The organism is Bacteroides sp. GD17 (assembly GCF_038448625.1).
GTDB lineage: Bacteria > Bacteroidota > Bacteroidia > Bacteroidales > Bacteroidaceae > Bacteroides.
Genome location: NZ_JBCEZS010000003.1, coordinates 210,040 through 224,691 on the forward strand (window position 1 = coordinate 210,040; position 14,652 = coordinate 224,691).

General features: G+C 45.8%; 16 protein-coding genes and 1 pseudogene. 8 read left to right on the forward strand and 9 right to left on the reverse strand.

The features are described from left to right. The first annotated feature begins 20 nt into the window (after positions 1 to 20). Positions 21 to 521, forward strand: a complete 501-nt coding sequence (locus tag AAE250_RS06395; protein WP_294602023.1) for a GNAT family N-acetyltransferase — start codon at positions 21 to 23, stop codon at positions 519 to 521. On the opposite strand, the gene AAE250_RS06400 is transcribed toward AAE250_RS06395, so the two are convergent. Next, complete coding sequence (locus AAE250_RS06400) at positions 443 to 1,303, reverse strand: TIGR01777 family oxidoreductase (protein WP_294602024.1); 861 nt, start codon at positions 1,301 to 1,303, stop codon at positions 443 to 445. The two genes, AAE250_RS06395 and AAE250_RS06400, sit on opposite strands and share 79 nt — an antisense overlap. 164 nt (positions 1,304 to 1,467) lie before the next feature. Between AAE250_RS06400 and AAE250_RS06405 the strand changes: the two genes are divergently transcribed. Continuing rightward, the gene (locus tag AAE250_RS06405; protein ID WP_294602025.1) at positions 1,468 to 2,775 is read left to right on the forward strand and encodes a rhamnogalacturonidase; all 1,308 of its coding nucleotides are present in this window, start codon (positions 1,468 to 1,470) and stop codon (positions 2,773 to 2,775) included. A 14-nt stretch (positions 2,776 to 2,789) separates the two neighbouring features. On the opposite strand, the gene nfo is transcribed toward AAE250_RS06405, so the two are convergent. The 4 genes from nfo to AAE250_RS06425 all read right to left on the reverse strand — a co-directional run bounded on the left by nfo (position 2,790) and on the right by AAE250_RS06425 (position 6,467). Next, positions 2,790 to 3,623 carry a deoxyribonuclease IV gene (gene nfo, locus AAE250_RS06410; protein WP_294602026.1) on the reverse strand — a complete coding sequence of 278 codons (834 nt, stop codon included), beginning with the start codon at positions 3,621 to 3,623 and terminating at the stop codon, positions 2,790 to 2,792. A 12-nt stretch (positions 3,624 to 3,635) separates the two neighbouring features. Next, positions 3,636 to 3,944, reverse strand: coding sequence for an MGMT family protein (locus tag AAE250_RS06415; RefSeq protein ID WP_294602027.1), 309 nt, complete (start codon positions 3,942 to 3,944; stop codon positions 3,636 to 3,638). A 60-nt stretch (positions 3,945 to 4,004) separates the two neighbouring features. After that, positions 4,005 to 4,487 (reverse strand): PepSY-like domain-containing protein, encoded by a 483-nt coding sequence (locus tag AAE250_RS06420; RefSeq protein WP_294602028.1) that lies wholly within the window; start codon positions 4,485 to 4,487, stop codon positions 4,005 to 4,007. Between the two features lie 63 nt (positions 4,488 to 4,550). Beyond that, positions 4,551 to 6,467, reverse strand: a complete 1,917-nt coding sequence (locus AAE250_RS06425) for a tetratricopeptide repeat-containing sensor histidine kinase (protein ID WP_446715731.1) — start codon at positions 6,465 to 6,467, stop codon at positions 4,551 to 4,553. Positions 6,468 to 6,838: 371 nt separating this feature from the next. Here AAE250_RS06425 and AAE250_RS06430 point away from each other — a divergent pair, with 371 nt between their 5' ends. Then, positions 6,839 to 7,117 (forward strand): zinc ribbon domain-containing protein, encoded by a 279-nt coding sequence (locus AAE250_RS06430; RefSeq protein ID WP_294602032.1) that lies wholly within the window; start codon positions 6,839 to 6,841, stop codon positions 7,115 to 7,117. A gap of 3 nt (positions 7,118 to 7,120) precedes the next feature. Beyond that, positions 7,121 to 7,213, forward strand: a pseudogene (locus tag AAE250_RS06435) (nitrous oxide-stimulated promoter family protein); the annotation flags it as partial. Here the strand turns inward: AAE250_RS06435 and AAE250_RS06440 are convergent. After that, complete coding sequence (locus AAE250_RS06440; RefSeq protein WP_294602034.1) at positions 7,210 to 7,674, reverse strand: MaoC family dehydratase; 465 nt, start codon at positions 7,672 to 7,674, stop codon at positions 7,210 to 7,212. The pseudogene AAE250_RS06435 and the gene AAE250_RS06440 sit on opposite strands and share 4 nt — an antisense overlap. A 186-nt stretch (positions 7,675 to 7,860) precedes the next feature. On the opposite strand from AAE250_RS06440, the gene AAE250_RS06445 reads away from it, so the two are divergent. Genes AAE250_RS06445 through AAE250_RS06460 form a run of 4 tightly spaced genes read left to right on the forward strand, consistent with a single transcriptional unit; the run spans position 7,861 to position 12,182 of the window. Beyond that, positions 7,861 to 9,738, forward strand: a complete 1,878-nt coding sequence (locus tag AAE250_RS06445; RefSeq protein ID WP_294602036.1) for a PAS domain-containing sensor histidine kinase — start codon at positions 7,861 to 7,863, stop codon at positions 9,736 to 9,738. A gap of 10 nt (positions 9,739 to 9,748) precedes the next feature. Next, the gene (locus AAE250_RS06450; protein ID WP_294602038.1) at positions 9,749 to 10,471 is read left to right on the forward strand and encodes an SDR family NAD(P)-dependent oxidoreductase; all 723 of its coding nucleotides are present in this window, start codon (positions 9,749 to 9,751) and stop codon (positions 10,469 to 10,471) included. A 38-nt stretch (positions 10,472 to 10,509) separates the two neighbouring features. Further along, positions 10,510 to 11,490, forward strand: coding sequence for a lytic transglycosylase domain-containing protein (locus AAE250_RS06455; protein ID WP_294602040.1), 981 nt, complete (start codon positions 10,510 to 10,512; stop codon positions 11,488 to 11,490). Between the two features lie 23 nt (positions 11,491 to 11,513). Next, positions 11,514 to 12,182 carry an MgtC/SapB family protein gene (locus tag AAE250_RS06460; protein ID WP_294602086.1) on the forward strand — a complete coding sequence of 223 codons (669 nt, stop codon included), beginning with the start codon at positions 11,514 to 11,516 and terminating at the stop codon, positions 12,180 to 12,182. A gap of 25 nt (positions 12,183 to 12,207) precedes the next feature. Here AAE250_RS06460 and AAE250_RS06465 read toward each other — a convergent pair whose 3' ends face one another. The 3 genes from AAE250_RS06465 to AAE250_RS06475 all read right to left on the reverse strand — a co-directional run bounded on the left by AAE250_RS06465 (position 12,208) and on the right by AAE250_RS06475 (position 14,558). Beyond that, entirely contained in the window at positions 12,208 to 12,978 is a 771-nt protein-coding gene (locus tag AAE250_RS06465; RefSeq protein WP_294602042.1) for a TIGR03915 family putative DNA repair protein, read from the reverse strand. Then, on the reverse strand, positions 12,975 to 14,240 hold the full coding sequence (locus AAE250_RS06470) for a putative DNA modification/repair radical SAM protein (RefSeq protein ID WP_294602044.1): 1,266 nt from the start codon (positions 14,238 to 14,240) through the stop codon (positions 12,975 to 12,977). The genes AAE250_RS06465 and AAE250_RS06470 overlap by 4 nt, the downstream gene beginning before the upstream one ends. 144 nt (positions 14,241 to 14,384) lie before the next feature. Next, the gene (locus AAE250_RS06475; protein WP_106068360.1) at positions 14,385 to 14,558 is read right to left on the reverse strand and encodes a histone H1; all 174 of its coding nucleotides are present in this window, start codon (positions 14,556 to 14,558) and stop codon (positions 14,385 to 14,387) included. Between the last annotated feature and the right edge of the window lie 94 nt (positions 14,559 to 14,652).

Here is a 14,652-nt window from a genome sequence, read left to right on the forward strand (position 1 = left end):
GACTGATAAATCGCAATTAAATGACAATACTCCAACCCACTCCGCAAGACTATGACGAGCTCCTGAACGTATGGGAGGCCTCTGTCCGCAGTACTCACCACTTCCTGACGGAAGAGAATATCCGGTTCTATAAGCCACTGGTGCGCGAGCAATATTTTCCGGTCGTAGAGCTTTACATCATCCGTAATAAGGAAGGAAGAATTGCCGCTTTCATGGGATTAAGCGAGGAACTTATCGAAATGCTTTTCGTACATCCCGACGAGCAAGGCAAAGGCTATGGAAAACAATTAATGGAGTATGCCCTCCATCAAAAACAGATATATAAGGTAGATGTGAACGAGCAAAACGAACAAGCCTATCGGTTTTATCAGCATTTGGGATTTCAAGTCATCGGCCGTGACGAGACCGATTCTTCAGGAAGTCCTTTTCCAATATTGCATCTTCAATGGAAATACCCGAATAACTCTTCGACCGTCGGTACCGAGAACTCAAACCCTGCCTCGAGCAGGCGTGACGGATAAACGGTCTGTCCTTCCAGCAAGAACTTACTCCGCTCACCAAAGAAGCTACGGAGAAGGAAAGCCGGTACAGGCAATGTTCCCCATGCATGATAAGCCTTTGACAAAATGCAAGCCAAATGCTTCTGGGTAATCTGTTGGGGAGAAACCAAATTATAGACGCCCCTGGCTTCGTTATTATCTATCAAGAAGGAGATAGCCCTACAAACATCTTGTATAGCTATCCACGGAAAAGCCTGCTTGCCGGAACCCAGCACAGCGGAGAACTTCGTTTTCAATAAAGGAGTAACCATCTCTTGTACGGCACCACCACTATCAAGCGCAAGCACAACCCCCAAACGCGTAATGACCAAGCGGGTCTCAGGAATACATTTCCGGGCAGTAGCTTCCCATTTCCTACAAAGCGATGCTAAAAAACCTTCGGCCATCACTTCATCCCGCTCATCATAGCTCCCCGTTGAAGGATAATATCCCACGGCAGAAGCAGATATCATAACTTTAGGCTTCTTCTGGGCCAATTCAATGGCATTCACCAAACGGGATGTAGGTCCAAGACGGCTGTCAAGCAACTCCTCTTTATATGCAGAAGTCCAACGCCGGTCAATGGAAGCACCGGCCAGATTTATGACCACATCACAGTCCTCCAACGTATCGACCAGGTGCTGGAAAGAGTCTTCACGCAACAGCCCTCTTCCCAAAGGGACAATATGATGCCTGAGTCCTGTAAAATATTCCGTAAGATGACTTCCTATAAAACCAGATACTCCACCGATTGCAATTCTCATAGCTTACCTTTATTTATGATTAATAACGAAAATACATGTTCTTTAGTTCACCCCACCCTATGCAGAAAAGTCATTTTATGCAGAATTTAAATCATCACTCCACACCGGACATTCCTCTAAGTTTCTTATGTTTGCAACATAATTCAACAATTTAATTATAAACCATGAAACTCATTGCATTCCTACTTACTACATTTATCAGTCTACAATCGTTCGGACAAGAGAAATTTCCCGATGGAACCCCTATCCCTGACTGGTTCAGACAAAACGAAATCGTGAATATCGAAAACCTTGGAGGCAAATACAACATTGCCGACTATGGCGTGGCCAATGATAGCACCCTCCTGCAAACAGAAAAGATACAAACCGTCATCGACCAGGCATCCCAAAATGGCGGCGGTGTCATCATCATTCCCCGGGGAACCTACCTCAGCGGTGCCCTTTTCTTCAAGCCGAAGACACATCTCTATCTGGAAGAAGGTGCCGTACTGAAAGGTAGCGACGACATCAGCAACTTCCCCATTGTGGACACCCGCATAGAAGGACAAAGCCTGCCATACTTCGCAGCACTGATCAATGCCGACAAAGTGGATGGCTTTACCATCTCCGGCAAAGGAACAATCAACGGCAACGGGTTGCGCTACTGGAAATCATTCTGGTTACGCCGCAAAGTTATTCCCAAGTGTACCAATATGGACGAGTTGCGCCCACGTCTGGTTTATATCTCCAATAGCAACGATGTACAACTCTCCGGCGTACACCTCATCAATTCCCCATTCTGGACCACACACATTTATCGTTGCAACCATGTGAAGCTGCTGGGTCTGCATATCTTCGCACCATCTGCTCCGGTAAAGGCTCCAAGCAGTGACGCGGTTGATATCGATGTTTGCAACAATGTGCTGATAAAGAACTGCTATATGTCGGTCAACGACGATGCCGTAGCCCTGAAAGGCGGTAAAGGCCCGTGGGCGGACAAGGACCCGAATAATGGCGGCAATAGCAATATCATCATCGAAGATTGCACCTACGGCTTCTGCCATAGTGGCCTGACGTGCGGAAGCGAGTCTCTGCACAACCGCAATATCATTCTCCGCCGTTGTAAAATCAGCAATGCCAGTCGGTTGCTATGGCTGAAGATGCGTCCGGACACTCCGCAACACTACGAATACATCCTGGTAGAGGATATCACCGGAAACGCAAAGAGTTTTCTCTTCATCAAGCCCTGGACGCAATTCTTCGACATGAAAGGGCGCGAAGACATGCCAATGTCTTACTCGAACAACGTGACAATGCGTAACATCAACTTTGAGTGCAACGTATTCTTCGACGTACAAAAGTCCGACCAGTACCAACTGAAAGACTTTACTTTCGAGAACCTCGACATCAAAGCCAAAAACGGAGCATGTGACAAAGAAATCATCTCGAACTTCAAGTGGGACAATGTAAAGGTGGAAAGTAATAAAAGATAATACGTATATCAGTTTTACTCAAAACTACGTAGTAGCTTTATTTCTTCCGCCCAAAGAGCTTCATCAGGAGTTTCCAGGATGATAGGCATATCATTGAAACGTGCATCCTGCATGAAGCGCTTGAAGAAATCTATACCAATCAGCCCCTTACCTATACTGTCGTGACGGTCTACCCTGCTGCCTAACGCCTTCTTGGAATCATTAAGGTGGATGGCGCGGAGGTAGCCGAAACCTACCGTTGCATCAAAGTCCTCAAAAACTTTGTCGTATTCGTTCACAATGTCATAACCGGCAGTATAGGTATGGCAGGTATCCAGGCAGACACCTACACGCGACTTGTCTTCCACACGGTCAATGATATGCTTCAGCTGCCAAAACTCATTTCCCACATTGCTGCCTTGCCCGGCGGTATTCTCGATAACGGCCGTCACGCCCCGGGTTTTGTCCAAAGTGATATTGATGGACTCTGCTACCTTGTCCAGGCAAGCCTCTACGGAAATCTTATTCAGATGGCTGCCCGGATGAAAGTTCAGAAGTTGCAAGCCCAATTGCTCGCAACGTTGCATCTCATCCAGAAAGGCGGCGCGGCTTTTCTCCAGCCCCTCCGTTTCGGGATGCCCCAGGTTTATCAGATAACTATCATGCGGCAAAATGTAGCGGGCATCCAATGCATATTTTCCACAATTTTCCTTGAAGAGTTCGATACTCTCACCCGTGAGAGGCTTCGCCACCCATTGGCGTTGATTTTTGGTAAACAGGGCAAAAGCGTTTGCTCCTATTTCGTGAGCATTGACGGGAGCTACCTCAACTCCGCCGCCGGCCGATACATGTGCACCTACAAACTTCATAATTCTATTTATTTATTCTTTCATGAATTCCCACTGAAACTTCTTCATGTCTATACACCCATTCTTCTTGAGCGTCACACCTTCGTCGGCCAACAACGTTTTCTGTTCGTCCCAACAAGGTGCCGGCCGTCCCTGGCTGTTCACTACCCGATGGCAAGGCAGATGCAACCCGGAAGGTACATTGTGCAGGGCCTGACCTACCATTCGGGAGCATTGGGGCTTACCGATGAGATAGGCTATCTGCCCGTAGGTTACTACCCGCCCCGGGGGGATGGCAGCAACTACGTTATATACTTCTTGCCGGAAGGTATCTTGATCCATGACATGTTTCATTTCAGGAAGGCAAAGATATGATAAATTCGGCAGGAATATGCCGTCTGTCTACAAGAAAGTGCTTGCACCAAGGGGATTGTAGGTATAGGTTACGTTACGAACCCGCAATATTTCGCCATTCGGAGTGAATAATATCTGATATTTGGTCTGAAGATTTGCCATTCCTACTTCAACGGCAACAATTGCCTGCCATTCAGGAAACTGTACCCAGGTAACGTTCTGCACCATTTCGCCGGAATACTGGCTGGCGGCAAAAGCATTGTAGACGGCAGGCGGCACTTCATCCATCGTTACCCAATCAGTCTGCTTCATCACCCATTGTGCTTCCGAATTGAACCAAACCTTGGTGTCGAAACCATTCATCATAAAATCTGCTACATAATACCCTTCATCGCGCGACCAGGCGATGTCGTCAGCCGTAGGATATATCTTTTTCAAAGCTGCCTGCACATTGGCAGGAGCATAATCGGCAAACACGGATACAGACACCATCAGCATCCATATCAGAAAAGAGATTTTCAGTTTGTTCATAACTTTATCAGATTGTCATTGCTCTGAGAACAACAGCATTCCGCAAGTTTTGTTTAGCAAACCTTATTTGTCAAGAGGAAGTATGAACAAGAAACGCGCCCCAAGTGTGTAACTCTTATCCAGTTTTACCTCCCCGTTCAGACGTTCGGCAATGGTAGAGCAAATATTTAAGCCAAGTCCCGAGCCTTGCTTAAATTCATCTAGTTTCTTGAAACGCTCGAAGATACAATCGGCTTTATCTGCCGGAATGCCCGGTCCGGTATCTGTAACCGAGAAAGTTATCTTCCCCGGATATTCTTTGAGAGAGCAGTGGAGGTGGATTTCTCCATGTTCAGTATATTTCTCTGCGTTGGTAAGGAAATTAATAAGCACCTGCACCAAGCGTTTCTCATCTGTGGTAATCTGATAATCATCCGCCACCTCCGAAGTAAAATAAAGCTCCACGGCTTCCGGCTTCCGATACTTTACCGTAGCTATAGCCGACCGGCATAGCTCATTGCAACAATGAGATTCCAGATGCATCGTGTATTTGCCGCTTTCCAAACTGGCAAGGTCAAGAAGATCTTCGACTAAAGCAGTAAGTAAATCGGAACTCTGCTGGATACGTAGAGCAAACTCCTGCTTCTCTTCGTCATCAAAATCCATTTCAGGGGTAGACAACATCTGAGAGAACCCTACAATGGCATTGAGCGGTGTACGTATTTCGTGACTCATATTCTGTATGAAATACATCTTCATCTTATCCGACTGCTCTGCATGGTCGCGTGCAATAGTCAACTCACCATTCTTCTCCTGCAAAACAGCCATAGATTTACGACGTTTATACAAATAGAATATTAAAAAACAGGTGAAAAGGAAAAGAAATGAAATGACGAGGCTCAATGTTACAATGTGATGGCGCGCGGAAAGCGCTTTGGCTTGCATTTTTATACGCTCGTTGTCAATCTGTGCATTCAACTCTGCCAAATCGGATGTCTGCACTTGAAGGTTCACCGAATCCCGGTAATTATGAATCTTGGCATTACTGATATAAGCTTTCTCATAATCCCCTAATTTCAGATATATGATCTCGCGCATCTGATAAACTTCCATTAAACTACCGACAGAATCTGCCGCCAATAATGCCCGGTCATAGTCTCCGTCCAAAAGGAATTTAAAGATACGTATTTTTTTTAAGACATTCCCACGAAAATCACCATAGCGCTTTACCTGCTCCATGCATTCCTCATAGCATGTATTGAATTCATCGACACGATTCATATAATACAATGTCCGGCATTTATCGGCCAAGGCAGCCAGACGGTTTTCATTGGTCTTTGCCGCCTGAATAGCCTTCTCGCCGTACTCCAGTGCCTTCGGCAAAAGTGTATCATTTTCATTACGATAGTAGTCGGCAAGGTTCAGATAAAGTAACGACGGGTCTTGTTCGGGCAAGTGTTCCAGCGTATAGTCCAAAGCATTTTGATAATATTCTGCCGCCAGTTCACTATTCCCACGCATTGCATAAATATTCCCCATCGTATTGATACAAGAAAAGATTCCGTATTCATGCTTGTCTTCAAAAGCCTGTACTTTCATTTCTTCGGCCTTCTGAAGGGCACGCAAAGAATTGCCATGATTCAACAGCCAATTGATCTCGCGCATACAGGCATAATAATAATATTGCAGATAATCGTTGTCGCGCGCTCCTCTCTTCAGTTTCGCTACTGCTTGTACCAAGTTGTCATAATCGTCAACGTTATAGTAGTAATTGACCGGGATGGCAAGTGCCAGACATTGGGCCTTCTTATCATTCTTCCGGATAGCTTCCGCATACATAGTATCTGCAATCGACAATCCTTCAGGATTTGTACGCCACTTGGAGGCTCGCAAATACATAGGATACAGCGCATCATCAATCTTATAGGGATTGTTTTGTGCTCCGACTGAAGCAAAACTCCCTACAAGAAGTACCAACAACAATATATTTGTGTATCTCATTGACGACATGGGGGCAAAGATACTTTTTTTGTTGTAAATACATATTAGAATATAGAAAAAAAGTTCATTTTATACAAGTAAGCAAAAATATAGAAGCTACTATTCCAATCGTAAAAAGCAAAATACCCGAAAGTGTTCTATTTCTCTTTTTCTCCCTACCACATTCCTGTTTTCTTCGTGTCTATAGGGTAAGAGAATACAAGAACCGGATAAGAATCGGGTAAGAACCGGGTAAGAATCAGGCAAGAAGACAGACAAATTGTTCTATTTGTCCGAATCCCTCTCTTTTTCCAAAATAAAGGATTTCTGAAAAAGATGCTGCAATCAAAATAAAGTTCTATATTTGCATATCACTTTAAAAACAGAACATTATGGAAGCTAAACTTTGCCAAAGTTGCGGAATGCCTTTATCATCCGATGAAGTACGTGGTACAAACGCTGACGGTAGTCTCAATGAGGAATACTGTACTTATTGCTATCAGCATGGAAAATTCACCCAAGATTGCACCATGGATGAAATGATAGAACATTGTGCCGAATTTACAGAAGAATTCAACAAGAATTCCGGTATGAATTTTACCAGAGAAGAAGCCATTGCCGGTATGAAAGAATTCTTCCCGACACTGAAGCGCTGGCAAGCAAAAAACTGAGAAGTGCGGGAAGTCATGCGGTACGCAGGTCCACGGATGCTGCTATATCATCCTATAGCAGCTATCCGGCACCTATGGCGGGAATATTTTTCTTAATTGAAATAATACAAGAATATAGCCACTCCCTCGAGTGCTTTCTTCTTCTCACCCTGAATTTCGATAGCAAACTTAATCTCTGCCTTGGCAACTCCGCGCAGATTGGTCAAGGATTGAAGGTCAGCCACCAGACGAATGCTTTGACCGGTCAGCACAGCTTGCCCGAATTTCATCTTCTCTATGCCATAATTAATCATCATCTTCAGATTATTCACTTCAATAATCTGGTTCCACATATAAGGAAGCATAGACAGGGTAAGATATCCGTGGGCAATGGTACTCTTGAAGGGGCTTTCCACTTTGGCACGCTCTGCATCAACATGAATCCATTGATGATCTAAAGTTGCATCAGCAAAAAGATTGATGCGCTCCTGGGGAAGTTCCACATATTCTGACACACCGATTTGCTGGCCTACCAGCTTTTCAAAATCCTCATACGAATTAATAATTACTTTTTCCATTATTCTCTATTTAATTGATAAATCATAAAATTATTCACCCAATATCCGCTTACCTCCGATAAAAAATGTACGGATGCGAAAATTGGAAACAAATATACTTTTTATTCCGGCAAGTACAAAAAGTCTCTAAAAAAAATGTACCTTTGTGTCACTCTTGTCCCAGAAACAACTATAAAGATTTTCTTAATGAGCTATAAATTTGACTATAACTTACTATCAGAGATGATGGATAATGCCAATATGGGATGGTGGGAAGCAGATTTAAGCACAGAAAATTATATCTGCTCCGAATACATTGCCAAACTATTGGGATTAAGTGAAGATGGAATCATCAGTTTTGAAGATTTCAACAAGCGTATTCTGAAAGAGGAACAGAAACCGACTTCAGTCCGCTCTTTCAATAATATCCAAGAAACAACCGAAGCCGTATATCTGCTTGACACGGTGAAAGGTCCTATTTGGGTACGAAGCAAGGCTTGTTTACAAAAGACCGACGAAAACGGCAACTCTAAAGTTTATGGCATAGCCGAAATGCAGGATGGCCCCGACATGTCATCGGCATCACGTGCCTTGCAACAACGAGAACAACTTCTTCATAACATCTATAAGCATCTCCCGGTAGGAATTGAATTGTACAATCTGGAAGGAACACTGATAGACCTGAATGACAAAGAGATAGAAATGTTCCATTTGCAACGGAAGGAAGATTTGCTCGGAATCAATATCTTCGAGAATCCCATCTTCCCGGAAGAGATGAAAACAAAGCTAAAGAAATACGAGAATGCCGATTTTACTTTCCGATACGATTTCTCGAAGATAGGCAATTATTATAAAAACCGGAAAAAAACAGGTACAATAGACCTCGTGACCAAGGTAACAACACTCTACGACGACCACGGTAACCCCATCAACTACCTGCTGATTAATGCCGACAAGACAGAGACCACCGTAGCCTACAACAAAATACAAGAGTTTGAAAGTTACTTTGAGCTGATAGGCGACTATGCCAAAGTAGGATATGCCCACTATAACATACTCAACCAAAAAGGATATGCCCAACATAGTTGGTATAAAAATGTAGGAGAAGACGAAAAGACGCCATTACCTGAGATTGTGGGCACCTATAAGCATTTTTATCCGGAGGACCGCGCTGCTATGAGTAGTTTTCTGGATAAGGTAAGAAAAGGATTGGAAAACAAGCTCAGTCGTGAAGTACGTGTTCTCAGAGAAGACGGTACAACAACATGGACGTATACCAACCTCATAGTGAGACGCTATGCCCCCGAGGAAAATATTATAGAACTTATCAGCATCAACTATGACATCACCCAACTGAAGAAGACCGAAGCCATGCTTGTGCAGGCCAAGGAGAAAGCAGAAGAAGCGGATCGCCTGAAGTCTGCTTTTCTTGCTAATATGAGCCACGAAATCCGTACTCCGCTGAATGCAATCATCGGCTTTTCAAGTCTATTGCACTACGTAGATAATGACGAGGAACGGGAGCAATACATATCCTTGATAAACCGTAACAACGAACTGTTACTCAAGCTTATCAATGACGTACTGGACTTGTCGAAAATAGAAGCCGGACACATGGAACTCCACCCCGATTGGTTCGATTTGTCCAAACTTATCAACGAAAGCATTACCGAGTACGAGCGATACGTGCCGGATGGTGTGACACTTACCGCCAAACTCCCAGTAAACGCCTGCTTGATAGAGCATGATTCAATACGCATCAAGCAAATTCTGAATAATTTCATTTCGAATGCTCTGAAAAATACGACGCAAGGGCATGTCGAAGTTTACTATGAAGTAGACGATACCGGCGTCAAAATCAGTGTGGCCGATACAGGGCGCGGAATTCCTGAAGATAAGATAGACAAGATATTCGAACGATTTGAAAAAGTAGATTCTTTTGTACAAGGGGCAGGATTGGGATTATCCATCTGCAAAACTATCGCCGAGAAGTTGAACGGAGTAATTAAAGTAGATTCAACAGTAGGTGTGGGAAGTACGTTTACCCTCGAATTGCCCTGCCGGACAAAACCAATTGATAAATAAAAAGTAACCAATGAAAGCCATCATAATAGGTGCCACCTCGGGCATCGGACAAGAAGTAGCCAAATTGCTGGTTAAGCAAGGCTGGCACATAGGCATCGCCGGCAGACGTGAAGAGGCTTTACGAAGCTTACAGGCCACTGCACCCGACTTGATAGAAATCGAAAGACTGGACATAACAGAAGAAAATGCATCCGAACATCTGCACCAATTGATTGCTAAATTGGGAGATATGGATTTATTCTTCCTCAGTTCGGGAGTCGGTAGCCAAAATCGTGACCTGGAACCGGAAATAGAACTGAACACTGCACGAACCAATGTGGACGGATTCATCCGCATGGTGACAACGGCATTCGACTTTTTCAAGGAGAGAGGCAGCGGACATATCGCCGTCATCAGTTCCATTGCAGGTACCAAAGGATTGGGTGTTGCTCCGGCCTACTCTGCCACCAAACGATTTCAGAATACTTACATCGACGCATTGGCACAACTTGCCAGGATGCAGCACTTCAGCATCTGCTTCACGGACATCCGCCCCGGCTTTGTTGCCACCGATTTATTGAAAAACGGCAAATACCCGATGCTGATGCAACCGGACCGGGTGGCACTGCACATTCTCAAGGCTTTAAGGCAGAAAAAGCGGGTAGCAGTTATAGATGGTCGCTACCGGATACTGGTGTTTTTTTGGCGTTTGATTCCACGATGGCTGTGGGAAAGGTTGCCTATAAAGAATTGATTTTGTATCTTCACGCCACGAAAACAAATAGTACCAGCATGAAGAAAAACTCAAAATACATAGCAGTTACTGCCATCGTGGCTTTATGCGCAGGTTCCACCCTGCCTTTCCTTACGGGTAGCAGTACCTTGAACCCGGAACGTGACTCCGTAAAGTCCGAAGTGCCCTATTGCGTTACTTCCCCTACCGTACCGGATAAAGTTACCTTTGCCGGACAAGATATCGACTTGTTGCGCTATGATCACCGCGAACGTATGGACCGTGAGCTGCTGTCTTTTACTTATATGCACTCCACCACCATGCTTATGGTGAAACGTGCCAACCGCTACTTCCCCGTCATTGAGCCGATACTAAAGGAAAACGGACTGCCCGATGACTTTAAATATCTGGCCGTGATAGAAAGCAACCTCAGCCCCATAGCCAAGTCACCGGCAGGTGCAGCAGGTTTGTGGCAGTTCATGCCTACCACCGGACGTGAGTTCGGGCTGGAAGTAAACAACAATATCGACGAGCGCTACCACATTGAAAAAGAGACAAAAGCCGCCTGCAAGTATCTGAAAGATGCCTATCAGAAATATGGGAACTGGCTCTGTGTAGCTGCGGCCTACAATGCCGGACAAGGGCGTATCTCCTCCCAGCTGCAAAAGCAAATGGTGGATCAGGCCGTAGACTTGTGGCTCGTAGAAGAAACCTCACGTTATATGTTCAGGCTGCTGGCAGCCAAGAGCGTTATCAGTAACCCGCAACAATACGGTTTTCTGCTGAAGCGTGAACATCTCTACCCGCCCATCCCCTATACCGAGGTAAGCGTTACCACGAGCATCGGCAACCTTGCACAATATGCCAAAGACAAAGGCATCACCTATGCCCAACTGAAGGATGCCAATCCCTGGCTGCGAGATGCCTCGCTGATGAACAAAAGCGGGCGTACCTATATATTAAAGATACCGACACAAGCCGGCATGCATTACGACCCTAAGAAGACCGTACCTCACAACAAGAACTGGGTCATCGACTAATTTTTAAGAAAGGAGGAGCTATGATGACGTTAAATTTAGACTTTGTGCTCAGACTGCTGGTGGCCGGAATACTGGGTGCCATCATCGGCCTGGACCGGGAGTACCGCGCCAAAGAAGCAGGCTACCGGACACATTTCCTGGTATCCCTGGGAAGTGCGCTTATCATGATTGTATCCCAATATGGTTTCCAGGAAATCATCAAAGAGAGCAGTGTGACACTGGACCCCAGCCGTGTAGCTGCCCAGGTAGTAAGCGGCATTGGTTTCATCGGTGCAGGCACCATCATCTTCCAGAAACAAATTGTCCGCGGACTGACGACGGCTGCCGGAATATGGGCTACTGCAGGCATCGGTCTTGCCATCGGAGCAGGCATGTACACCATTGGCATCGCCGCTACCTTACTGACGCTGGCAGGACTCGAACTACTGAGCCTTGCGTTCAAAAGCCTCGGTATGAAGAGCTCCGTCATAACTTTCTCCACGCACCACGAAACTACGCTCAAAGAGGTGGCAGAGCGTTTCAACTCAAAGGACTACCTGATAGTGTCTTATAATATGGAGAAGCAAGGACAGGGCGAGGTTGCCAATTATCAAGTAACAATGGTCATCAAATCGAAGCGAAGCAATGATGAAGGAAATCTACTGCAACTGATGCAAGAGTTTCCCGGAGTTACCGTAGAGCGGATAGAGTGATACTCATCACTCGCTTCCCGGCTCGCTACTGCTTTTCCGTCATGTGTTTCCAATAGCGCACGGGCATGTCTTGCTTGTGTTTGCGCGGGTTGAGGCGTTCCTTTATGCAGATAGCTTTAAAGTAAGTCTTCCAAAGAGATTGGAATAGCTTTTCGTCTTTATCCATCAGGCTCTCGTCCAGCATACCGGTGACAAGATGGCTCTCGCGGCTGTCTTCATCGAAGGTCACTATGCGCATCTCTTTCAAATCGTAGTAGTATCCGTAGGCCCGCTTAATGTCATAAATCAGCCAACGCTGGTCGGCATAGCGGTCTTTAAAGTGATCCACAGCCAAGGGAAGGGCATTCTTCTCAGGCTCTACGGGAGCAAAGAAAGTGCCGTCGGCAGCTTTCTGGAAGCGGACAAATTGGAGCAGGCGCAGACGTTCCCAATCTACGCGTTTCCACATGCGCGAGAATTCCAACACATCCGGGTCAGCAAAATTGGTCTCGATGGAACGGGGAGCATCTATAGCCTTGCGGATGTAGCGGAAAAGAAGCATCGGGGTTTCGGGCTCTTCGGCCAGCCAGCACTGCGCAAGACAAGCAAGGGCGGAAGAAGAAAGTTTCTTCTGCAATCCACGCCACACACGACCTGCTTTCTCTTCATCGGTTATTACGGTAAACACTTCATCGTGGAACAGAGGCAACGGCTCGCCTTCCAAGAGCAATGCATCGGGGAAGGTGCGGCGGGAATAGGCTTCGAAAACAGAAGTAAGTAATCCCTCAAAAGTATTATCGTATAGAAAGATGTTCATTCCTGGAAATCGAGCACTAGTTGCCGCTCATCTACTTTCTTTTTATTCGGTTTTGCTATCAGTAATCCACGTACGCCCTGGGGGGTCAGTTCATGGACTGTACGCATGGGCAGTTCGTGGCAAGTAATGAAGTACTGTGCTTTCTTCATCACAATTCCTATCTTCTTCAGTTCGTAGAAGCCCAAACGCGAGAAACGGCGGGAAGCTACTATCAGCCGGGCAGACTTTACGCCTATGCCCGGTACACGAAGCAGCATTTCATACTCTGCCCGGTTCACATCTACCGGGAACTGTTCGGGATGGCGCAATGCCCACGACAACTTAGGATCTATCTCCAGGTCAAGATCAGGATAGGCATCGTCCACAATCTCCTCGACCTTGAACTGATAGAAACGCATCAGCCAGTCGGCCTGATAGAGACGATTCTCGCGTACCAGGGGTGGTTGCTTCAAAGCCGGAAGACGGGTGTCGTAGGTATTCACCGAAATGTAGCCGGAGTAGTAGACACGCCGCATTGTGGGACCTTTGTAAAGAGCTGACGAGAGGTAGAGGATGTCTTTATCCGTTTCGGCGGTAGCGCCTACAATCATCTGCGTGCTTTGTCCGGCAGGGGCAAAACGAGGGGCATGGCGATGCTTCTTACGCTCTTCCGAGCTTTCGAGTACACCTTGCTGGATGTATCGCATGGGAGCATACACACTTTTATGGTCTTTCTCCGGTGCAAGCAGTTTCAGATTCTCTTCCTTAGGGATTTCTACGTTGACGCTGAGGCGATCGGCATAGAGACCCGCCTCATTCACGAGTTCACGACTGGCACCGGGAATACTTTTCAGATGGATATAGCCGTTGAAACGGTGGACGGTACGCAAGTCTTTAGCTACGCGCACCAGACGCTCCATCGTATAGTCAGGGTTGCGTACCACCCCACTGCTGAGGAAAAGTCCCTCGATATAGTTGCGGCGGTAAAACTCCATTGTGAGGTCCACCAGTTCGCTGACGGAAAGCGTGGCACGCGGCAAATCGTTGGAACGGCGATTGATGCAGTAGGCGCAATCGTAGATGCAGTAGTTGGTGAGCATCACTTTGAGCAGGGAGATGCAACGCCCGTCTTCAGCAAAGCTGTGACAGATGCCCCACCCGCCTACGGTATTGCCCAGCATGCCTGCCTTATTGGAGCGCACTGTACCGCTGCTGGAGCATGACACATCATATTTGGCCGACTCGGCAAGTATCTTGAGTTTACGGAGGACGTCTTCGTTCATAAGGCGTTAAATCTATTAGGTTGCCAAAAGTACGAATTCATCTCTTACGAGACAAGGGAAAAGAGAGTTTGTTGTCTATAAATAAACAAAAAAAGACCGCCAAAAACGGCAGTCTTTCACAGCATTGATTTGCTTTTTCTTTAGTTACTTCGCAGCTTCCAAAGATGCTTTACGGAAAGCCTTCATAGCCTTTTCGATTTCCAAAGAAGCCTTACGTGCACGAGTACCGGCTGCCTTGTTACCATTTTCCAACTGAGCTTTTGCATCTTTCTCAAATGCAGCATACAATTCTGCTACTTTTTCAACTAATTCTTTCATAATCCTTTTTTAATTACTTCGTTAATAATGTCCGGCAAAAATACACTCTTTCTTGAAATAAATGCAGAAAAACGATATTTTTTTTGAAATAATC